At 48.3% G+C, this 20,816-nt stretch carries 23 protein-coding genes; 2 read left to right on the top strand and 21 right to left on the bottom strand.

Features of this window, described 5'->3' with window-relative positions; genetic code table 11:
- Positions 1-283 precede the first annotated feature (283 nt).
- From K0T92_RS23750 to cymR, 13 genes are all read right to left on the bottom strand, one after another.
- Complete coding sequence (locus K0T92_RS23750) at positions 284-1,537, bottom strand: peptidase U32 family protein (RefSeq protein ID WP_219875109.1); 1,254 nt, start codon at positions 1,535-1,537, stop codon at positions 284-286.
- Positions 1,538-1,600: 63 nt separating this feature from the next.
- Positions 1,601-2,560 (bottom strand): peptidase U32 family protein, encoded by a 960-nt coding sequence (locus tag K0T92_RS23755; RefSeq protein ID WP_219875110.1) that lies wholly within the window; start codon positions 2,558-2,560, stop codon positions 1,601-1,603.
- 13 nt (positions 2,561-2,573) lie between these two features.
- Entirely contained in the window at positions 2,574-3,704 is a 1,131-nt protein-coding gene (mltG, locus tag K0T92_RS23760; protein ID WP_246628392.1) for an endolytic transglycosylase MltG, read from the bottom strand.
- 103 nt (positions 3,705-3,807) lie between these two features.
- Positions 3,808-4,107, bottom strand: a complete 300-nt coding sequence (locus K0T92_RS25180) for a DUF1292 domain-containing protein (protein WP_343223785.1) — start codon at positions 4,105-4,107, stop codon at positions 3,808-3,810.
- A 32-nt stretch (positions 4,108-4,139) separates the two neighbouring features.
- Complete coding sequence (locus tag K0T92_RS23770; protein ID WP_219875111.1) at positions 4,140-4,442, bottom strand: DUF1292 domain-containing protein; 303 nt, start codon at positions 4,440-4,442, stop codon at positions 4,140-4,142.
- 8 nt (positions 4,443-4,450) lie between these two features.
- Complete coding sequence (ruvX, locus tag K0T92_RS23775; RefSeq protein WP_219875132.1) at positions 4,451-4,867, bottom strand: Holliday junction resolvase RuvX; 417 nt, start codon at positions 4,865-4,867, stop codon at positions 4,451-4,453.
- A 30-nt stretch (positions 4,868-4,897) separates the two neighbouring features.
- Entirely contained in the window at positions 4,898-5,161 is a 264-nt protein-coding gene (locus tag K0T92_RS23780; RefSeq protein ID WP_219875133.1) for an IreB family regulatory phosphoprotein, read from the bottom strand.
- Between the two features lie 49 nt (positions 5,162-5,210).
- Positions 5,211-7,847: an alanine--tRNA ligase gene (gene alaS / locus K0T92_RS23785; protein WP_281423189.1), complete on the bottom strand. Its 2,637-nt coding sequence runs from the start codon at positions 7,845-7,847 to the stop codon at positions 5,211-5,213.
- Positions 7,848-8,211: 364 nt separating this feature from the next.
- On the bottom strand, positions 8,212-9,282 hold the full coding sequence (locus K0T92_RS23790; protein WP_219875112.1) for an AI-2E family transporter: 1,071 nt from the start codon (positions 9,280-9,282) through the stop codon (positions 8,212-8,214).
- A 188-nt stretch (positions 9,283-9,470) separates the two neighbouring features.
- Complete coding sequence (locus K0T92_RS23795) at positions 9,471-9,665, bottom strand: hypothetical protein (protein ID WP_219875113.1); 195 nt, start codon at positions 9,663-9,665, stop codon at positions 9,471-9,473.
- On the bottom strand, positions 9,662-10,213 hold the full coding sequence (locus K0T92_RS23800) for a PRC-barrel domain-containing protein (RefSeq protein WP_219875114.1): 552 nt from the start codon (positions 10,211-10,213) through the stop codon (positions 9,662-9,664). The genes K0T92_RS23795 and K0T92_RS23800 overlap by 4 nt, the downstream gene beginning before the upstream one ends.
- 16 nt (positions 10,214-10,229) lie before the next feature.
- Positions 10,230-11,384, bottom strand: a complete 1,155-nt coding sequence (locus K0T92_RS23805) for a cysteine desulfurase family protein (RefSeq protein WP_219875115.1) — start codon at positions 11,382-11,384, stop codon at positions 10,230-10,232.
- A gap of 48 nt (positions 11,385-11,432) precedes the next feature.
- Positions 11,433-11,852, bottom strand: coding sequence for a cysteine metabolism transcriptional regulator CymR (gene cymR / locus K0T92_RS23810; RefSeq protein WP_219875116.1), 420 nt, complete (start codon positions 11,850-11,852; stop codon positions 11,433-11,435).
- Positions 11,853-12,077: 225 nt separating this feature from the next.
- Between cymR and mnmA the strand changes: the two genes are divergently transcribed.
- Positions 12,078-13,184 (top strand): tRNA 2-thiouridine(34) synthase MnmA, encoded by a 1,107-nt coding sequence (gene mnmA, locus K0T92_RS23815; protein WP_219875117.1) that lies wholly within the window; start codon positions 12,078-12,080, stop codon positions 13,182-13,184.
- Positions 13,185-13,568: 384 nt separating this feature from the next.
- Here the strand turns inward: mnmA and K0T92_RS23820 are convergent, their stop codons facing one another.
- From K0T92_RS23820 to K0T92_RS23855, 8 genes are all read right to left on the bottom strand, one after another.
- On the bottom strand, positions 13,569-14,909 hold the full coding sequence (locus K0T92_RS23820) for a hemolysin family protein (RefSeq protein ID WP_219875118.1): 1,341 nt from the start codon (positions 14,907-14,909) through the stop codon (positions 13,569-13,571).
- Positions 14,910-15,459: 550 nt separating this feature from the next.
- Positions 15,460-15,726: a metal-sensitive transcriptional regulator gene (locus K0T92_RS23825; protein WP_219875119.1), complete on the bottom strand. Its 267-nt coding sequence runs from the start codon at positions 15,724-15,726 to the stop codon at positions 15,460-15,462.
- A 64-nt stretch (positions 15,727-15,790) separates the two neighbouring features.
- The gene (locus K0T92_RS23830; protein ID WP_219875120.1) at positions 15,791-16,273 is read right to left on the bottom strand and encodes a DsrE/DsrF/DrsH-like family protein; all 483 of its coding nucleotides are present in this window, start codon (positions 16,271-16,273) and stop codon (positions 15,791-15,793) included.
- 76 nt (positions 16,274-16,349) lie between these two features.
- Entirely contained in the window at positions 16,350-16,796 is a 447-nt protein-coding gene (locus tag K0T92_RS23835) for a sulfite exporter TauE/SafE family protein (protein ID WP_219875121.1), read from the bottom strand.
- A gap of 50 nt (positions 16,797-16,846) precedes the next feature.
- Entirely contained in the window at positions 16,847-17,074 is a 228-nt protein-coding gene (locus K0T92_RS23840) for a sulfurtransferase TusA family protein (RefSeq protein WP_219875122.1), read from the bottom strand.
- 17 nt (positions 17,075-17,091) lie between these two features.
- Positions 17,092-18,237, bottom strand: coding sequence for an MBL fold metallo-hydrolase (locus K0T92_RS23845; protein WP_219875123.1), 1,146 nt, complete (start codon positions 18,235-18,237; stop codon positions 17,092-17,094).
- 14 nt (positions 18,238-18,251) lie between these two features.
- On the bottom strand, positions 18,252-18,815 hold the full coding sequence (locus tag K0T92_RS23850; protein ID WP_219875124.1) for a sulfurtransferase TusA family protein: 564 nt from the start codon (positions 18,813-18,815) through the stop codon (positions 18,252-18,254).
- Between the two features lie 205 nt (positions 18,816-19,020).
- Positions 19,021-20,274 carry a replication-associated recombination protein A gene (locus K0T92_RS23855; protein WP_219875125.1) on the bottom strand — a complete coding sequence of 418 codons (1,254 nt, stop codon included), beginning with the start codon at positions 20,272-20,274 and terminating at the stop codon, positions 19,021-19,023.
- Between the two features lie 330 nt (positions 20,275-20,604).
- Between K0T92_RS23855 and K0T92_RS23860 the strand changes: the two genes are divergently transcribed.
- A partial coding sequence (locus K0T92_RS23860; protein WP_219875126.1) for a hypothetical protein occupies positions 20,605-20,816 on the top strand: 212 nt, incomplete at its 3' end.

A 20,816-nucleotide genomic window follows, 5' to 3' on the forward strand; every position in this document is an offset into this window, starting at 1 on the left:
TTAATGTTAGAATCCTACGTTGTCATCGATCTGTGGGTATGTGTCGCTGTCGTAACAAAGCATTATGTAATTCTAGTTAAAGATTCGACGTAATGAATCCAAATCCTCCCTATTACCTAAGACTTTCTACACACTCCAGCAATACCTTAACTCTTATATCGGCTGTTTCAATCCCATATGTTATAAGAGCTGACGATTACAGAGGCGGACAGCGCACAAAAAACCCTTTTCCGCCGAGCTTTACGTACAGAAAAGGGTTGGATGACTGATAGGCTCTACAGATCTATGGACGGACACGCTTGCGCATCATATCCATCGGCTTCACGGGGTGCTCCGTCTTCATCACGATATGCTGCAATGGATGACGGGCAGCATCAAGCTTGCTTCCGGCTTCATCAGCAATATCACCGACTGTTTGTTTGAAGAAGGTTCCGTGCGGCCCGAAGAACTCCACCTCTTGTCCCGGCTTGAAATGGTTGCGCTGCTGAACAACAGCAAGCCCGCTTTCCTCATCATAGGACAATACAACCCCGGCAAAATCATATGGCGCCTGCTTATCCTCGGGCTCATAAATATGATCCTCAGCTCCCGGCGTGTCATAGAAGAATCCTGTGTTGAGCGGCCTGTTCGCCGCTTTGTGTATGTCTTCAAGCCATTCCTGCTTCAGCTCGTAATGCTCCGGATCGGCCATATACGAATCGATTGCCTGCCGGTAAGCATTCACAACCGTCGCAACATAATGCACACTCTTCATGCGGCCCTCAATTTTGAAGCTGTCTACCCCGACATCAATAAGATCCGGTATAAACTCAAGCATGCACAGATCCTTGGAGCCCATCGTAAATTTGTCCTCTTCCGGACTGAACATAGGCAGGTCTTCTTCAAAGATGTCATACTTCCACCGGCATGATTGCGAGCATCCGCCGCGATTGGAATCTCTGTCCGTGAAGTGATTGGATAATACGCAGCGACCGGAAAAAGAAGAGCACATGGCGCCGTGGATAAACGCTTCAATCTCGATATCCACATTCGCCTTGATCGCGGCGATATCCTCGAAGCTGGTCTCACGGGCAAGCACGACGCGCGGCAGCCCTTCTTCCTTCCAGAACTGGACAGCCTGCCAGTTCAAGGTCGATTGCTGCGTGCTGAGATGCACCTCAAGCTTGGGAGCTACACGCTGCGCCGTTTCAATGATGATGGGATCGGCCGCAATAATGGCAGCGATTCCGGCTTCCTCAAGAGCGCGCAAATAATCCTCCAGGCCGGCAATATCCTCATTATGCGCATAAATATTCGTAGCTACAAATACCTTCGCTCCATATCGGCTTGCGAACTCGACGCCTTCCTTCATTTCAGCAAAACTGAAATTATCCGCATTGGAACGAAGCCCGTATTTCTGCCCGCCGATATAGACTGCATCCGCTCCGTAATGAACAGCGAATTTCAGCTTCTCCAAATTGCCTGCAGGCGCAAGCAGCTCCGGCTTTGAAAGCCGATGACGTTTCCCTGTGTAGCGGGGCTTCGTTTGGATTGACATCCTCGTTCATCTCCTGCATCTTATTTGAACAGCACCTATGGACCGGGCTATTCGTTCTTCCACTTAATACACTTGCTCTTTGTAAAAGAAACCGTAAGAAAGCTCTCTCGCTGGATTCTGCAGCTCCTTGATCGCGTCCAGCCACTGCTCCTGGAATGTGTACCCTTCAGGGTCGGCACAATAAGCATCAATCACAGCGCGGTAGGCTCTGACGACCGTTTCATTATATTCGATCGATTTCAACAGACCTTCAATCTTGAGGCTGTCGATGCCGACCTCCATCAATTCCTGCAAATTCTCAATCATGCACAGGTCGTCCGAGCTCATAATATGGGTGCCATTATCATCCTCATAGATCGGGAACTGCTCGTCCGGACGCTCAACCTCAATCAGATACCGCTCATTCTCCCGATAACGGGGCTGGCCGGAATTGGATTCCGCCTTTTGCGGCTTCGTGTCTGACTCATTCTGATGCTCCAGGTAACTGTGAACTAGCGGACGCTTGGAGTGATAAATATTAGTAAGGCCATGCACTTGAACCTGTACCGCAAGTGATGTGTGCGCCTTAGCCTCCAGCACCTGATCCATATTAAGCTCTCGGGCAAGCACGACTCGGACAGCGCCTCTGCGTCCCCAGTAATTGGCCGTTTCGTAATTGGTTGATGTCATCTCTGCATTCCAGTGCAGCGCCATGCCTGGTGCTGCACTGCGCGCCGCCATAAGAACGGCCGGATCGCCAAACACCAGAGCATCCACACCAGCATCATGCAGACTGCGAATGTAATCAGGCAATGTGCCAACGGTTACATTGTCCATCAAATTGTTTAAAGCAGCGTAGATCCGCACACCCCTCGGATGTGCCAGCTTCACCGCTTCCGCGATCATGGCAGCGTCGAATTCGCCCGCCAGCCGCAATCCATAACGGGATTCACCGATAACAAACGCATCCGCTCCCGCCTCTATAAGACGCTCCATCTCTTCTAAGGAAGCGGCGCTTGTCAGCAGCTCCGGCTTTGTTGTCATCTTCTGTATCTCCCTATTTGGCAATTTCATTGCTCAACTTAATATTACGGTTATGCTCTCTGAGCGTTCGTGCGAACAAATGCGCGTTGCTGCCGTCCTTCTTGGTCACATAGTAGAAGTAATCCGTATCCGCCGGATACAGGGCAGCCTCAATCGATTTCAAGCTCGGCGAAGCGATCGGTCCCGGAGGCAGACCCTTCACCTGGTACGTATTGTAAGGACTGTCTACGAGCAGGTCCTTCTCATATAGACGCTCTTTGGGCTTATCCAGTGAATACTGCACCGTCGCATCGATCTGCAGCGGCATGCCTTCCTTCATCCGGTTGAAAATAATGCTTGCTACGATGGGCCGCTCTTCATCAACAACAACTTCCCGTTCTACAAGTGAAGCAATGGTCAGCAGCGAATGATAATCCAGCTTGCGCTCGGCGAGCGTCTCTTCCCAATTCTCCGGCAAGGCGTCCAGCTTGCGATCCATCTCCTGCAGCATGCGAAGAATGATGGCCTCCGGCTTGCTTCCTATCTCCAACTCATACGTTTCAGGGAACAGATAGCCTTCGAGACGATGGCGCAGCTGCTTATTGTCCTTAGGGATGCTGCGAACCGTATCAATATCTCCCCATACCTTGTCCGTATCAGCCAAAGCGACAAAAGCTTCCTTCCCCACGATTCCTGCAGTCGAGAGCGTATCTGCGATCTGCTCAACCGTGAAGCCTTCCGGAATCGTAAAGCGGACCGTTTCCTTCTTCAAGGTTTCCCCCGCATTCAGCTTCGCAATAATCGCATCCCGATCCATTCCAGGTGCCAGCTCGTATACGCCTGCCTGGAAATTCGGCCCTTCGTCCTTCAAGCGCAAATAATATTTGAACATGAAGGCATCCCGGATGATCCCGTTTTCTTCAAGCTCCTCGGCAAAATCAAAGGGCGACATCCCCTTCTTAAGCTCCATCTGAATAACAGCGCCATCCGATGTTGGCCGCAGGCCATTCCAGATGTAGAGAGCAAATGCCGCCACAACGGTAACCATAATGCCGATCAGGGATAGAATAACCCATGCTGTAATACGAGCTTTCGACGGGCCCCCCTTGCGTTTCTTGTTCTGAACCGGCTTATTATTAACCGGCGGCTGTTCTGATCGATCCAATGCCCTATCCTCCGATTCTGCACTACATCAAGATTCGCGGAAAAAGGGCGGTTTGGGGCCGCCCCTTCCATTGCTTATTCAATTGCAGGATCTTGAACGCTTCTCACGGGCGCTCATCCCCTGCAAACATTAAGTCATCGAATGCTTCGGCTGCTACTTCCCATTCCTCTTCATCATCAATGGATTCCAGCTCAGGCTCTCCTTCACCGCTGATGACGAACCGGAAAAATGCAACCTCGTCTTGCTTGCGCATCGCATCAGACTGCAGTCCCGCATACATCGTCTCGCCAATGGCAAACTCAGCAACGATGCGGAACGGTTCTGTATTGCCTTCTTCACTAACAAGCTCGACTTCTCGACCGTAGACATCCTTAAGTTTGGAAATCTTCACAACCTCGGACACATCAAGCACTCCTTCTGCACCAAGGATATCCTTTAATCGTTCTCATCAATCTCCGCGAGCAGCGTATTGAATGTTTCTTCCACCATGTTCCATTCTTCCTCATCCTCGATCGTATACAGCTTCAGTTCGTCGCCTTCTTCCTCATAACGGAAAGCGTAAACTTCATCAGCCTCTTCATCCTCTGATTCGGAATTAAGCGGAACCACCATCATATATTTCTGGTCAGAGCCGTCTACCTCAAACTTCATGACAACCTCGAATTCTTCCTCATTGCCTTCTTCATCCGGAATATAGATGATTTCCGGCTCTTCGTACTGCATGTCGTCCTTTGTCATCGTTACCCTCACCTTTTCGTTTTAGAATCGAGATAATTTTGCAAAATTAGCGTTGCCGCCATTTTGTCTATTACTAGCTTTCGCTTCTTACGGCTGACGTCCGCTTCGAGCAGAGTGCGCTCGGCCGCGACCGTCGTCAGCCGTTCGTCCCAAAGGTGAACGGGTACATTTAGCCTTTGCTGCAAATCTTGTGCGAATGCGATGCAAATTTCGCCACGCGGACCGATAGTGCCATTCATATTCTTAGGTAGACCAACTACGATCTCGCTCACTTCATGCTCGCGAACCAAGTCCGCGATGGCTTCAAACTCACCGTTGTCACGTCGCTTCTGAACGACTCCGACGCCTTGCCCGGTCCAGCCGAATGCATCACTGACGGCGACTCCAATATTCCGGTCTCCGTAGTCCAGCCCCATAATGCGCATACGACTCACGACCTCTCTTCCGACAAAACGTTAGCTGCGGTGCTGACTTAAATAGGAACGAACGAGTTCTTCGATCAGCTCATCACGTTCTTTTCTGCGAATTAAACTTCTGGCGTTATTATGACGCGGAATGTATGCGGGATCTCCGGACAGCAAATAGCCAACGATCTGGTTAATAGGATTGTAGTCCTTCTCCTGCAGCGAATCATATACAGACAGCAAGATCTCCTTAGAAGAAGCTTCCATTCCTTCAGCCTTCACGTCGAATTTCATCGTCTTGTCCATTGAATTCATCACCAGCACCTCACTTTCCAAGCCGCTTAACAGCCGTTTCATAACCTTATCATATCACATTTGACTGTGAGAGAACCAGTTCTTCGGCAATTTGGAGCGCTTCATTCATTTTGGATGGATCTTTGCCCCCGGCTTGCGCCATATCCGGACGCCCTCCGCCGCCGCCGCCGCAGGCTGCTGCTGCTGCTTTTATGATTTTGCCTGCGTTAAATCCTTGCTTCACAAGGTCAGGAGAAACCGCTGCCACCAGGTTCACTTTCCCCTCTGACGCTGCGGCAAGCACGATGACAGAACTGCTCAGCTTTGCTCTCAACTCATCGACAATACCTCGCAGCGCATCCATGGATGGAGCATTGACCTCAGCAGCGAGCAGCGTTACACCGCCAACCGTCTTCGCTTTCGTCTCCAGAGAGCCCGCTTCAATCCGTCCGAGCTTGCTCTGCAGCGATTCATTCTCGCGGCCGAGCTCCTTCACTTGCGCATGCAGCGCTTCGATCCGTTTAGGAACCTCGCTGACGTTGGACTTCAACAGTCCCGCTGCTTGCTTCAACAGATCAAGCTGGCCCTCAAGATACAAGTAGGCGTGGCGGCCAGTCAACGCTTCAATACGGCGTACGCCTGAACCGATGCCGCTCTCGCCCACCAGCTTGAAGAGGCCGATCTGAGCCGTATTCGCAACATGGCAGCCGCCGCACAGCTCAAGACTGTAATCCCCGACACGCACGACACGCACGACATCGCCATACTTCTCGCCGAATAGCGCCATTGCCCCCATCTCTTTCGCTTCAGCAAGCGATTTGAAGTCGATCTGGAGCTCTGTTCCACGCCATATCTGTTCATTGACTCTGCGTTCAATATCAGCGAGCTCTTCCGCAGTGATACTGCCGAAGTGCGAGAAGTCGAACCGCAGCCGATCCGGCTCTACGAGCGAGCCTGCCTGGTTGACATGCCCGCCAAGCACATCCTTGAGCGCACGGTGCAGCAGATGTGTCGCTGTATGATTTTTAATAATATCTTCCCGCACGTCAGCCGCAACTGCAGCTTGTACCGAACTGCCGACAGTGACCGTCCCGCTCGTTACAACCGCATGATGGACAGGCTGGCCATGCGGCGCTTTGGTAACATCCTCAACCGCTATCGTAAAGCCCCTGCCGGTGATGATCCCTTTATCTCCGATTTGGCCGCCGCTCTCGGCGTAGAATGGTGTCCGGTCCAGAATGACGAGCACCTGGCTCCCCTCTCCGGCTGAATCTACCAGGGATGAGCCTTCCACGATCGCAATAATGGATGCCCCTTCATTAACCAGCTCACTGTAGCCTATAAACTCGGATTTCGTCGTAAAGTCAGCCAGCGGGCCGCCCTGGACATTCATGCCGCCCGTATCCTGGCGCGCTCCCCGTGAAGTGCTGCGCTGCACTTCCATCGCAGCATCAAAGCCAGCGCGGTCAACCGTCAATCCATTCTCGGAAGCGTAATCCTCCGTCAAATCATATGGAAAACCGAACGTATCATACAGCTTGAATGCGTCGGCGCCGCCAATCTCATTCTTGCCGGCTTTGGGAGCGGCCGCTACCAGATCAGACAACAGGGCAAGACCATCAGACAATGTCTCATGGAATCGCTCCTCCTCCATCCGGATAATCTTCTTGATGTAGTCGCGTTTCTCCACCACATCCGGATAATAGACGCCCATCACCTCGCCGACAGTATCGACCAGCTCATAGAGGAATGGGCGATCAACGCCAAGCTTCTTCCCGTAGCGGACAGCACGGCGCAGCAATCGGCGAATAACGTATCCACGTCCGTCATTGGTTGGCACTACGCCGTCTCCGACAGCGAAGGCAACCGTACGGATATGGTCAGCGATAACCTTGAGCGCCACATCATGCTCTTCATTCTCTTTATATTTCACGCCCGCTACAGCACAGGTCTGATCAATGATGGGACGGAAAAGATCGGTGTCAAAGTTGGAGTCAACATCCTGCAGAATGGAAGCGAACCGCTCCAGCCCCGCTCCGGTATCGATGTTCTTATTAGGCAGTGGGGTGTAGCTGCCATCCTTATTGTGATTGAATTGCGAGAACACCAGATTCCAAACTTCCAGGAAGCGTTCGTTCTCGCCGCCCGGCCAGCATTCCGGATCATTGAGATCACCGTACTTGTCGCCGCGGTCATAGAATATTTCTGTACAAGGACCGCAAGGCCCCTCCCCGATGTCCCAGAAATTCTCATCCAGCTTGTAGATTCGTTCGGCCGGAATTCCAATCTTCTCATTCCAGAAGCGGTAAGCCTCTTCATCCTCAGGATAGACCGTAACCGACAAGCGCTCCGGATCGAAACCGATCCACTGCGGGCCCGTCAGAAACTCCCATGCCCAGGTGATCGCCTCCTCCTTGAAATAATCACCGATAGAGAAGTTGCCAAGCATCTCGAAGAACGTATGATGACGGCGAGTCTTCCCAACATTCTCGATATCATTCGTTCGAATACATTTCTGCGAGTTGGCGATCCGCGGATTGTCCGGAATTACGCGCCCGTCAAAATAAGCCTTGAGCGGCGCCATGCCTGCGTTAATCCAGAGCAGCGAAGGATCGTTATGCGGCACGAGCGAGGAGCTCGGTTCGATTGTATGGCCTTTGCCTTCGAAGAAAGTCAGCCACTTGGAACGGATTTCACTTGCTTTCATACGATTCAGCCTCCAATAGTAAATGAAAATAAAAAAAACGCCCCCAAAAACAGGGACGAATCAATTCGCGGTACCACCCTGGTTATTGCTCTCCACAGGCCGATCTGACGGCAGGGAAACAAGCAATCTCCTCAAACAGACGTTAACGGGTCCATCCGGTGAAGTTCGTTCACACTCCGAAACCAGCATTCGGCCATTCTTCGCCATTAGAATTCTCGCAGCCAGCGGCGCGCTCATGCGCACACGTTGGAATTCTTTCTCTGATTGGCGGGCTATGGCTTACTAAAGTTTCTTCATCGCTTTGCAATAATGCAGTTGCGCAATTACCTATTTTCACTAGTATATCGGGACTTGCAGGATGATGTCAAATCGTCTTTCGCCTGACATAATAGGCGAACATATGCTGGACGACAACCTTCATGGCAGCGAAGATCGGAACAGCCAGAATCATCCCCACAATACCTGCCACCTGCCCCCCGACCAATAGCGCAAAAATAATCGATAACGGGTGCATATGAAGCGTGCGCCCGACAACCTGCGGGGAAATGATATTCCCTTCGAGTATTTGGCAGATCGTGTTGATCACGACCACGAACAGCATCATTTTGAGCGAGATAGTCGAAGCGACCAGAAGCGCAGGAGCCGCACCGAAGAAAGGCCCGAGATAAGGAATGATGTTCGTAATGGCCACGACGCTTGCAAGCAGCAGGGAATAGGGCATGCCGATACTGAGGTAGCCGATATAAGCCAGAGCGCCGACAATGACGCAGACGAGAAATTGGCCGCGTATGTAGCTGCCAAGCGCGTTATCAATATCCTTGAGCAGCCTGACAGCATGCTTCCGGTGCGACTTAGGCACATAGGTGAGTACCGTTCGTTCGAACACCTCGAAATCCTTCAAAATGTAGAACGCCAGAAAAGGAATAATAAAAGCAATAAACACCACATTCAGCATCGCACCGATATTGTTAATGAAATCAAAGGTCGCCTCCGAAGCCTGTTTCTCCAGCTTGTAGAGGGAATTGTTAATTCCGCTTCGCAAGCTCTCCGGCAGAAAGGACGAATTGTTGAGATCATTGACCAGATTTTGTGCCCGCATCGTCAAATCCGGCATGTGGTGATTCAACTGCTGCAGCTGCTCAAGAAACATGGGAATGGCGTTAAGCAGCACGACAGCAAGCGATGCGCAGAACACAGCATAGATCAGCAGAACAGCTATCGTCCGTGGCACCTTGCGTTCATTAAGAAGGCTAACGATAGGGTTGAGCACATAAGAAATAATCATGGCGATAAGGAATGGTGCAAGCACAGCTTTCAGAAACACATATACATGGACGATAATCGGCTTGATCAGGAGCAGCAGGTAGAGCGTGACCAAGCCAAGAATGGTATAGACCAGCCATCCGAATAACCTGTTGTTCGTAAAACGTTCCACAGCCTCGCCCCTCCTCGCTTTCCTGCAAGTTCCAGTAAAAATTCCGATGTGCCCGTCCGATAATGGATTTATAACAGTATATGTACAAGATGGACAAATCATCCCCGCCACCTGAGACATTACTGCCGGGGTCCAGACACAAAGAAAGACGACCTTCATCCAGAAGGCCGTCTCCTTAAATAAGTTTGTTAATTGGCATGTACTTGCGGCATCTCGTCTTCAAAGAACAGATCGTCAAGCGAGCTTAATGTGCCATCTTCTTCAACCTGGTAGACAGACATCTTCTCACCATTGACACTCAGTTCAATGAAGCATCCCCAGCAGTAGAACTGATGAGAACCAATTTTCCCGATATCCTTCGAGTTGCAGTTGGGGCATCTCATGGTTCATTTCTCCCTATATTCAAATCAGAAACGGCGACCGGCTCCAAATTTGCTTCGCTGCCAGCCGGAACGATAATAACATTTTCCCCGAGCATGACAGCGTCAGCATCCAGCGGAGCGGGAAGCCACTTGCGGCCCTCCATCAAATCCGCTATGAAACCGTCTGTCAGCTCATAGCCTACTATTTGTGTACCCTGTAATTCGTCAAAATAAACATCCGACACACGGCCAAGCTGTTCGCCATAGGCCGTAACTACAGGCAGATCCTTTAAACGTATGACGCCGGTATGAAAAGAGCGCTGAACGATAGCCGTTTCCATCCTGCTAACAGAGCTTTCATTCATAATAAGGACAGCGTCATCGCCGAACACAAGCACTTCCCGGCATAGAACAGCCTTCATCGCAGACAGAAATCTTCTGCCGGCATCAAGAATGATGCCATCCAGCTGCCAATGCTCATTAAACCATGCGTCCTTAACATGTCCGACCTGCTTGCCGGCGCCTACTTCAATAACAGGAAGACCGATCAAATGCTGAAGTCGTATCACAGTTTGGAGAGGCCTCCTAGACAGTACTACGAATCCGGTTCAGAAAAGTTCCAACTTTCTGAGCCGCAATTTCGAGTTCCTCCAAAGTATTCCCCAAACCGAAGCTGAATCGCACAGCAGACGACAATCTTTCTTCCGAAATTCCCATTGCGCGAAGCACATGCGAGGGCTCAAGCGCACCAGCCGTGCAGGCAGAGCCGCTAGATGCAGCGATGCCTTCCATGTCAAGATTCATTAACATCGTCTCCGTATCGATTCCGATAAAGCTGATGTTAACTATATTCGGCAGCCGCAGCGATTCATGGCCATTAATCTCCAGTTGCTGCTGACCTGCCGCTTTTTGCAGACTATCTATCCATTTAAGACGGAGCTCGTCCAGAAAAAGTTTCTTCTCTTGCATTGTTTTCACAGAAAGTTCAAACGCTCGGGCCAATCCGGCAATACCTGCCACATTCTCAGTACCGGAGCGGCGCTTGCGTTCCTGCAATCCGCCATGCATAATCGGTTCGATCGGCACCTGTCCGCCAACGAAGAGCGCCCCGACACCAACGGGACCGTTCACCTTATGCGCCGAGAAGCTCATCAGATCCACCGGCAATGTGCGAAGATCAATCGCAACCTTGCCCAGCACTTGCACCGCATCTACATGAAACCACACGCCATGCGCCCTTGCAATGGCGCCGATCTCCTCGATCGGTTGAATCGTGCCTGTCTCATTGTTCGCATACATAATCGTAATAAGCCCGGTATCGGGCCCGATCGCAGCTTCAACATCAGCCGCCGATACGCGGCCGAAAGCGTCGACAGGCAGCACTGTCAGGCGGAAGCCTTCACTTTCCATCGCTTCGCAAGTATGTAATACCGCATGATGCTCCACTGCGGATGTGATGATATGGGTTTTACCTCGTTTGCGCATTGCTCTGGCCGTGCCCATAATGGCCAGGTTATCGCTTTCCGTGCCGCCTGAAGTGAAGACAAGCTGGCTTGGCGAGCATCCCAGCAGGGCTGCGACTTTGTCGCGAGCCCGATTGAGCAGCAGCCGGGCATCACGGCCAAAGCTATGCGTACTGGATGCATTGCCCGTCGTATCTCTGTATACTTCCATCATCGCCTCAGCGACTTCCGGATGAAGGGGCGTAGTCGCCGCATGGTCAAAATAAAATCGTGCCATTGAGCATCTCTTCCTTACACGGCTCCAAAAGAATGCATCGGGAGTCCATTAAATATAGAACATATATGAATCCAGGTGACCTTCGCCTTTAAAGTTGATCAGATCCGCCAGTGTGGTGGAATCAAGCACCTCTGCAATACTGTCGCGAATCCGCAGCCACAGATCACGCTTAGCCGGGTCGTCCTCCTCCGTAAAATCGACAGGAGATATAGGCCCTTCAAGAATGCGGATCACATCGCCAGCTGTAATCGATTCCGGTTCGCGCGACAATACATATCCGCCATATGCGCCTCGTATACTCTTCACCAGTCCTGCATTCCGCAAAGGAGCGATCAATTGCTCCAAATAATGCTCGGAAAGACTGTTGCGCTCTGCAATGCTTTTTAGTGATGTAGGACCTTCGCCAAATTTGCCCGATAGCTCCATCATAATCGTCAGGCCATAGCGGCCTTTTGTTGAAATTTTCATTAGCGACACCTCTTCTCCGACGAACAATCATCAGTTGTTATATATAGTGCAGGTTGTTTGTGTACAAGCGGGCTTCTAATTCATGGTATTCCCATATCACTTCTATGTTAACATACTACGGGACGCTGTGGTGAAAAAAGGTTGTCTTCTTCATGAAAATGTTGTTCAACTTGTGATACAATGAGAAAACTTATTGTTTTCTATACAAGGTGGTGTGAATGAGCTATGAGCAGCACAAATAAATCCATTCGGGTTGTGGTCGGCATGTCCGGCGGGGTGGATTCCAGCGTAACTGCACTTCTGTTGAAGCAGCAGGGCTATGATGTCATCGGCATTTTCATGAAGAACTGGGATGATACCGATGAATTCGGCCACTGCACGGCTGAAGAGGACGCTGAGGATGTCCGCCGGGTATGCGATGCCATCGGCATCCCTTATTATACCGTTAATTTCGAGCAGGCCTATCATGATAAAGTATTTGCTTATTTCCTCGAAGAATACAAACGCGGACGCACCCCGAATCCTGATGTAATGTGCAACCGGGAAATCAAATTCGGCGATTTCCTTCGCAAAGCGCTTGATTTGGGTGCCGACTATCTCGCAACAGGCCACTATGCCCGTGTCGAGCGGACGGCGGATGGCGAAACGAAGCTTCTGCGCGGTGTAGATTCCAACAAGGATCAAACCTATTTCCTTCATGCGTTAAGCCAGGACCAATTAGCCAAAGCGATGTTCCCTATCGGCCATCTGCCGAAACCGGAGGTTCGAAGAATCGCAGAAGAAGCCGGTCTTGCCACTGCCAGGAAAAAGGACAGCACCGGCATCTGCTTCATCGGCGAGCGCAACTTCAAGGAATTCCTGAGCAGCTATCTCCCAGCGCAGCCCGGCAATATGGTCGATATTCTTACCGGAGAGACCAAGGGCCGTCATGACGGCCTGATGTATTATACGCTGGGTCAACGCCAGGGGCTTGGCATTGGCGGCTCAGGCACAGGTGAGCCCTGGTTCGTTACAGCGAAGGATCTGGAGAACAACGTGCTCTATGTGACACAAGGCGACAGACATCCCAGCCTGTACTCGCACAGCTTGACAGCGAGCGACATTAACTGGATCTCGCCCCATAAACCTGAAGAGCCTGTGCGCTGCACAGCCAAGTTCCGCTATCGTCAGCCTGATCAAGGGGTAACCTTATCGATGAACGCTGACGGTTCCTCGGCACTGGTCGTATTCGATACCCCGCAAAAAGCCATTACACCGGGACAGGCGGTTGTCTTCTATGATGGCGAGGTTTGTCTTGGCGGGGGCACGATTGATATCGTCCATCAAACATAATACCTGCTAATCTGTGAAAAAAGCGCGAGTGTACGGGGTTATTTCCCCTTGGCACTCGCGCTTTTTTGCTGCAGCAGAGCAGAACGGAGCAGAACTACTAACCAGAACTGAGTAGAATTCCTGCGAAAGTGCAGCCATTTCCATCAAAAACAGCCCAAAGGAAGTAAAAACCTGCGATGACGCAGCAATAGCTGGAGAAATGTGCTGATCACAAACAAATAAGCCGAAATGCATGCGCTGTGGCAGGCATTTCGGCTTATGAAGGTGGTGACGAGCGAAAAACCTGCTCTTACGCAGTCCTGTTCGCCGCTGCTTCTACATGGATTGATAGAACCAGCTTATCCGGCTCTATCCTCCCGGAATAGTCCAGCCCCTTTGTTCTTGCTAGCCGGTCTCGGCTTGAAGCTCCGGTTCCTGCTCCTCATCCCGCTTGCGAATAAGAATGCGGGAGATTCTTAAATGATCCGTCTCTTCTATTATGAAATCATAGCCAGCCGGATGATAGATCTTCAGATCACGAGAAGGCGGAATTTCAATCTGGGCATAAAGCCAGCCGCCGATCGTATCGTAATCATCGCTCGAAATATCCAATCCAAAATAGCTGTTCACTTCTTCAATTAACATAAGTCCATTGATGGAATGAGAATCATCATCCTTGCGCTCAATATCCGCGCGTTCCTCATCAAACTCATCCTGAATTTCGCCAACGATCTCTTCCATGATGTCTTCCAGCGTAACAAGGCCGGACGTCCCGCCATACTCATCGATCAGAATGGCGATTTGCGTCTTTTTCTTCTGCATGAGCTTGAGCAGAGTACTGATCTGCATGGACTCAGGCACCGTTGTGATCGTTCTTGTCATCGGACGAATATCATGAAGTCCCTGTGCCGTAACCTTGAGCATATCCTTAATATGCACGAAGCCGATAATATTGTCCTTGTCGCCATCACACACCGGATAGCGCGTGTGCATCTCCTTGAGGGTAATCGCCTGATTCTCCTCAAAGCTGAGGTTGGCATAGAGACATACCATCTCCGTGCGGGGAATCATAATTTCTCTGGCATTCGTCTCGGCAAAATCAAAGATATTGTCCACAAGCGTCAATTCTGTGTTGTCAATCAATCCGGATTTGTGGCTTTCCTTCATAAGGATCCGAATCTCTTCCTCCGTGTGAGCCGACTCGTGTTCATTCGCCGGTTCGATTCCAATTCGTAGCAACATCCAGTTGGCAGTACCATTAAGTAACCAGATAAATGGATACATGATTTTGTAGAAGGCGATGAGCGGCAATGCGGTCCACAATGTAACCGTTTCGGCTTTGCGGATTGCAAAGGTTTTCGGCGCCAGCTCTCCAAGCACAATGTGGAGAACCGTGATGATCGAGAAAGCAATGATGAACGCAACGGTATGAATAGTAACCTCATTAAAACCAAGCTTCAGCAGGAAAGGTTCTATCGCGCTTGCAATAGCTGGCTCTCCGATCCATCCAAGACCAAGAGATGCTAGTGTAATACCAAGCTGACACGCGGACAAGTAAGCGTCCAGATTGTTGGTCAATAATGAGGCGAAACGGGCCCTTCGGTTGCCGTCTAATACCATTGTGTCGATCCGGCTGCTTCTCGCCTTCACCATAGCAAATTCTGCTGCGACGAAAAAGCCATTCAAAAATACGAGAAATAAAATCAAAATACCATTCAACAATAAGGGTAACGGGTCACTACTCAACGATTCCCTGTCAACCGCTGCTGTGTAAGAACAGCTATCACAGCGACAGGTGCACCTCCTTCTGGAATCCGAAATTATAAATGATCTTTATATAAGATTAGTCGAAGCGAACCGCTACGTCAAACCGCTCAAACGCTGTCGTTCGCCATTTTCCGGTCATTAGTAATGTTTATGAGGCAAAGGTTGGTCATTATGCGCCATTTTCTTGCTCCTGCTTCCGTTTATGTGAGATAAGGCCGCTATTCTCACTTTCTATGCGCCTGATTTTGCCTAATCTTGACCTTCGCTCCTGTTTTTCTGGCTTTCAAATTCATTCAGATGAAGTAAGAAGCCTGCGAATGTGCATGATTTTCGGTTATAAGACGTCGTATTGGTAACATTCCTGCGAGGAAGCATGAATTTGAGGAAAAATCGGCCGTTAAGGGGAAACGAAGGTGAAATACCTGCACGCTGGCAGGCATTTCACCTTCATGGGGCCAAAAATAAGAAAATTAATGCCGTTTCGCATGTTTCGCCTGAATCCATAGCCAGCTTACTCCCTATGATATGATTAACGGCTTTTGACTAATAACTCAATTGCCTCTTGAACAAGTTTATTCGAATCTTCACCAGATTGTTGCGCTTCGATAATACATTGTTGAAGATTTTCTGCCACAATTTGAGCGATCGCCTTATCAGCCGCATTTCGGATCGCCGAAATTTGAGCAATAACCTCCTTACACTGTTTTTCTTCATCCATTAATCGGAGGACTCCACGGACTTGTCCTTCAATTCGTCTCAAACGCTTCTTTATATCATCATTGTAGTTGTATCCCATCTGAATCTGCACTCCTTCAAATTGATTTATATACCTATACAGGTATTATAGACAAAAACCCATATTAGATAAATAAATTAACTTTTGCATCTGAAGCATCGCCCAAATATCCGGCAACACCTGCATATTCAAGGCCATCTATTAGCTCTTCCTGCTTCAATCCCAACAAGTCCATCGTCATTGTGCATGCAACCAGTTTTACTCCTTGTTCTTGGGCTAACTCGATCAGCTGAGGTAGGGTCAGCGCATTGTGCTTCTTCATTACGTGCTGAATCAATTTAGGACCCATTCCCATAAAGTTCATCTTGGATAAACCTAACTTTCCAGGTCCACGTGGCATCATCCAGCCAAAAGCTTTTTCCAGGAATCCTTTTTTCACTTTGACGACTTCATCTTTTCTCATCGTATTCAGGCCCCAGAATGTAAAGAAAATAGTTACTTCGTGGTCATAAGCAGCCGCTCCGTTCGCAATAATAAAAGCAGCCATTGCTTTATCCATATCACCACTAAATAAAACGATAGTTGTTTTTTGTTTTTCATTTTCCATTGTATAAACCCCCTGTTCGTTACTTTACATATACCCGTATGGGTATGTGATTGTTTAAAAAAAATATACCCCGCTACTATAAAACTGAAGACCAAATCTTCACTGCTGTTGCCCCGATCAGGATAACTAGACCATAACGCAATACACTTACATTGATTTTTGAGCTTATTTTTGAACCAAATGGTGCGCCAATCAAGCTCCCCAGGATGACGAACAGCGTAGGTACGACAGGAATATGTCCTGCTGATACCTTGCCGACAACACCACCAACCGCAGAAATAAATACTATGGCAAGAGATGAAGCAATCGTTGTTCTTATCGGTATTTTCAACACGGTCAGCATAATGGGGATTAAAATAAAAGCACCGCCAGCACCGACTATACCCGACACAATCCCGAGAAAAGCCGGTACGAATAATAACAGCGGGTAATTAATAATCGCTCCACCAATCCCTAATAAACCCGAAAAGAAGGATCCAACTAATCCAAGAATTAGCATAGTTAGATATAGTAGTCCATCCATAAAATCCTCCTTCTTTGCAGAATTCGAATTGAAGCTCAAGTAGAATAGGGTTACTTCTTTCTTACAAAAAATTTATATACACCATTGTCTTCTTCGTGCTTAATTAGTTCGTGATTGGTTTGCTTCACCCACGCTTGAAAGTCGTTTACCGAGCCTTTATCGGTTGATAGAACCTCCATAATTTGACCTGATTCTAAGTTATCAAGTGCTTTCTTAGCCTTTACAATTGGCATAGGACATGCCATTCCCTTCGTATCAACAGTAATTTTTGTTTGCATTAGTGATGACCTCCTTATTATTTATCGTGAATGGCACAGCGGTTTGGGCCTGTTTCCATATCACGCTGCTCTTCATCAGTTGGTGTAATTTTACCCATATTGACTTGTCTAATTTCCTGATAGGCATGAGGTTGAGGAGGCAAGTTCTCGGTCACTGCTTTTCTAAACTCTGCCTCATCTTCCATATTCAAACCGGGATTTTCTTTGAACAAATCACCCAAACGCGCAGATACCTTACCACCTACCCCCAATTCGGTCGCTTTGCCAAAGTGAGCGGGGAGAACAATCAAATCTTCAGACAATCGCTTATAACGGCTGTATAAAGTATTGCGAAGGTCGCTTACCCAATCCTCGGCTTTGCCAGCCAAATCGGGTCTTCCAATGGATTGAACAAACAGGATATCGCCTGAGAGCAAATACTGATTGTCAACAATCAATGAAGTGCTGCCAATTGTATGTCCTGGCGAATAAACCGGTTGAATATGAATTTTTGTATTTCCCACCGTAATCTCTGCATGTTCATCGAGCTGGTTATAGTTGAAGACCACTTCGTCAGCGTCTTTTGGCGGAAGCCAATACTTTGCTCCTGTATGTTGAGCTAATTTCAAACCACCAGAAATATGATCAGCGTGAAGGTGGGTATCCAGCGTGTGCTTAATAACCGCATTTTGTTCTTTTGCAAAATTCTCAAATACTTCGGTCATACGCAATGTATCAATAACGGCAGCTTCACCGTTGGAGACTACCATATAAGATAGACAACCTTTGCCGATGCGCACAAATTGGTAAATAGAACCACCGTCTTGTAAATCGCCAACTTTAACTGGTTCCAAATGCTCGCTCCAAGCCTTCATGCCTCCAACAAGATAAGAAACATGATGCTTTCCTTGTTCAACTAACTGCCCTGCTACAAATACGGATGAACCTTCTTTTGCACAAACAACCACTACCTCTTTATCATCTGGAATTTTATCCAAAACATCATCTACACCATCGATAAGATGAAAATAAGGAACATTGATGCTCTCGATAGTCGCACCCTCAATCTTCCAGTCATCATAATCACTGTCGTTGCGCACATCCAAGATAAACAACTCAGTATTATCCAGAACTTTTTTAGTCAATTCCCCTGCAGTCATTCCCTTTAATCCAATAGTTTCCATTATGGTTTCTCCTCCTATTCAATGAAGCCTTTCCATTCGGACATTCCAGATATAACGTTCTTCACATTTTTAAACCCTTTTTCGTTTAATAGCTGTGAAGCCATATCGCTTCGGTTGCCTGTGCGGCAAATCACGTTGATCTCATCTTCTTGATCAAGTTCATTGATCCGTTGCTCCAACTCTCCAAGAGGGATTGAAATTGCACCAGGTATTCTGGAAAAAGCAAACTCAGCAGGCTCGCGCACATCAAGAATCTTCACATTGGGGTTTTCCTTCATTCGCTGTTCTAACTGCTCATTTGTGATTGTATTTGGGTATTTGCGTTGTTCTTTCACCTCACTGGGATCAGATTTCCGCACAAAATGATGAAGGATGTCTCCTTCTTGATTTGAGCCTAAATATTGATGACCGGTTGTTCTTGCCCAACTTTGAATATCTGCTAGCGAGCCCTTGTCTGTTGCTTGAACTTCAAGCACTTGACCAGCTGCAAGTTCTTCAAGTGCTTTCTTCGATCTGACGATGGGCATCGGGCAAGCGAGACCTTTTGCATCCAACACTCTATCCACTTTAATAGCCATGAACTAACGCCTCCTTATTCGATTTCTCCAACCCAATTATTCATTCCGCCAAATAAATTTATAACTTTACGGTATCCTAACGATTGAACCTTCTTATACATATACCCGTATGGGTATGAAAAGACTATACTTTGTTTTTGTTTGAGCGTCAAGTTTAAAGTTAGTCCAATTTTCGGAAATGAAAAAATGCCCCCGTATGGAGGCATTACTTCTTGTTTTCTTTATCATGATACCGGACATATATTTTTGATTCGGTGCCTGAATTTTGCGGGGAGTAGAACTTTTCGTGTTGGATTTCGGACGGTAGGTACTGCATTCTAGAGTTGGGATTATCAATCGGGTTTATATAGCTTTTGGAGCCATCTCTGATGTTGTCCGGGACAGGATAAGCACGATGGTTTCTAACCGTCTGAAAAGCCCTTGCAAGCCCTTTATAGACCGAGTTGGACTTCGGACTCTCCGCAATGTAGACGGTGGCGTGAGCAAGGGCCAACCGGCCCTCGGGCATTCCTACAAAATCAACGGCCTGTTGCGCCGCCATAGCAATTTGCAGAGCATTTGGATTAGCCATCCCAACGTCTTCTGATGCGTGAACAACAAGTCTGCGGGCAATGTAAAGTGGATCCACACCAGAGTCCAGCATTCGTGCTAGCCAATAAAGAGCGGAATTCGTTTGGGAGCCTCGCAGCGATTTGCAAAACGCCGATACAATATCATAAAAGTCCGTGGTGGTAATGGAGTTCACTCTGGAATCATATGCTTCGCGAATATGCAGCAGCTCAATCAGGTTTCCTTCGTGAAGCGAGTACGCTGCCATCTCCAGGGCATTAAAGGCGCTCCGCACATCGCCATTACAAACATCAGCCAAATACTCCAGCGCTTCATCCGCAATTTGAAACTTATTTTCCAAACCTTTGCTGCTTTTCAGCGCACGAAGAATGATTTCTTGTAAATCATTGTGGTCCAATGCCTTTAAGGTAAACGTACGGCAGCGGGAAACCAGCGGCGGAATCAAATCATGACTGATTGATTCTGTGGTCAGTCCGATAAGTACAATCGTTCCGTCTTCTACGTGGGGGAGCAATGCCATCTGAACATTGCTTTTCATAGCGTGAATTTCATCTATCATTACAATAGTTTTTTGACCGTACAATTTTAAATTGTCTTTTGCAGTGCTAATTGCTTCTCTAAGTTCCGCAACCGTTAAGGAAACCGCATTTAAACGCACGAAATTGGCTTTAGTGGACTGGCTAATGATAGAAGCAAGGCTTGTCTTGCCGCTACTTGGGGGACCCTGCAAAATCATACTCGTGATTTTATCTGTTTCAATAATCTTCCGCAGCACTTTGCCTGGCGCCAAGATATGGGATTGGCCAAAATATTCATCAAGCGTCTGGGGACGCATACGTTCGGCAAGCGGTTGGTGGTCTGTTGTTGGATTTAAGTCAAATAAGTCCATCTAATGTATCACCTAAATTCCTCAAGTATGACACAAAGAGATACCAAACGGTTGATATCCCATCTTGGTATCTCTATAGCTTTCATTACTTTATCACATTTTCATTGAGAATCCTATCATTGCAAAGGGGCTGTCCGAAAGTCCAATATCCCAATGAGTCAAACCCAAATGATAAAAAAGATGCCTCCAAACCACTGATAAGTGGAACTGGAAGCATCTTTATTATTGCATAGGGGATCTAGTGGAGCCTCTGAAATCATCCAACAACGTTCTGGACGCCCCTTCTCCAAGTGTGGTTAGGCAGAGTGGCGGAGTAAGAAGCCTGCGAATGTGCATGAATTTCGGTTACAAGACGCCATAAATGATACAATGCCTGCAATCATGCATGAATTTGGGAAAAAATCGGCCGTTAAGGCAGAAATTTTGCAAAGAGTTAGCTTACCTATAGAGAGCGGCAATTCGCTGTACACGGATTCTCGTAGAAGCAGTGGGCCACGACTTTTTATGAACAAAAGCGGGGTTTCTGAACGAGCGTTGTATGT

Source organism: Paenibacillus oenotherae (assembly GCF_019443105.1).
GTDB classification, from domain to species: domain Bacteria; phylum Bacillota; class Bacilli; order Paenibacillales; family Paenibacillaceae; genus Paenibacillus_Z; species Paenibacillus_Z oenotherae.

Coding starts and splice junctions, on each gene's coding strand:
- K0T92_RS23750 (WP_219875109.1), bottom strand. CDS start 1,537: ATGTCAATCCAAACGAAGCCCCGCTACACAGGGAAACGTCATCGGCTT.
- K0T92_RS23755 (WP_219875110.1), bottom strand. CDS start 2,560: ATGACAACAAAGCCGGAGCTGCTGACAAGCGCCGCTTCCTTAGAAGAG.
- K0T92_RS23770 (WP_219875111.1), bottom strand. CDS start 4,442: ATGACAAAGGACGACATGCAGTACGAAGAGCCGGAAATCATCTATATT.
- ruvX (WP_219875132.1), bottom strand. CDS start 4,867: ATGCGCATTATGGGGCTGGACTACGGAGACCGGAATATTGGAGTCGCC.
- K0T92_RS23780 (WP_219875133.1), bottom strand. CDS start 5,161: ATGAATTCAATGGACAAGACGATGAAATTCGACGTGAAGGCTGAAGGA.
- alaS (WP_281423189.1), bottom strand. CDS start 7,847: ATGAAAGCAAGTGAAATCCGTTCCAAGTGGCTGACTTTCTTCGAAGGC.
- K0T92_RS23795 (WP_219875113.1), bottom strand. CDS start 9,665: ATGAGATGCCCCAACTGCAACTCGAAGGATATCGGGAAAATTGGTTCT.
- K0T92_RS23805 (WP_219875115.1), bottom strand. CDS start 11,384: ATGGCACGATTTTATTTTGACCATGCGGCGACTACGCCCCTTCATCCG.
- cymR (WP_219875116.1), bottom strand. CDS start 11,852: ATGAAAATTTCAACAAAAGGCCGCTATGGCCTGACGATTATGATGGAG.
- mnmA (WP_219875117.1), top strand. CDS start 12,078: ATGAGCAGCACAAATAAATCCATTCGGGTTGTGGTCGGCATGTCCGGC.
- K0T92_RS23825 (WP_219875119.1), bottom strand. CDS start 15,726: ATGGGATACAACTACAATGATGATATAAAGAAGCGTTTGAGACGAATT.
- K0T92_RS23830 (WP_219875120.1), bottom strand. CDS start 16,273: ATGGAAAATGAAAAACAAAAAACAACTATCGTTTTATTTAGTGGTGAT.
- K0T92_RS23835 (WP_219875121.1), bottom strand. CDS start 16,796: ATGGATGGACTACTATATCTAACTATGCTAATTCTTGGATTAGTTGGA.
- K0T92_RS23840 (WP_219875122.1), bottom strand. CDS start 17,074: ATGCAAACAAAAATTACTGTTGATACGAAGGGAATGGCATGTCCTATG.
- K0T92_RS23845 (WP_219875123.1), bottom strand. CDS start 18,237: ATGGAAACTATTGGATTAAAGGGAATGACTGCAGGGGAATTGACTAAA.
- K0T92_RS23850 (WP_219875124.1), bottom strand. CDS start 18,815: ATGGCTATTAAAGTGGATAGAGTGTTGGATGCAAAAGGTCTCGCTTGC.
- K0T92_RS23855 (WP_219875125.1), bottom strand. CDS start 20,274: ATGGACTTATTTGACTTAAATCCAACAACAGACCACCAACCGCTTGCC.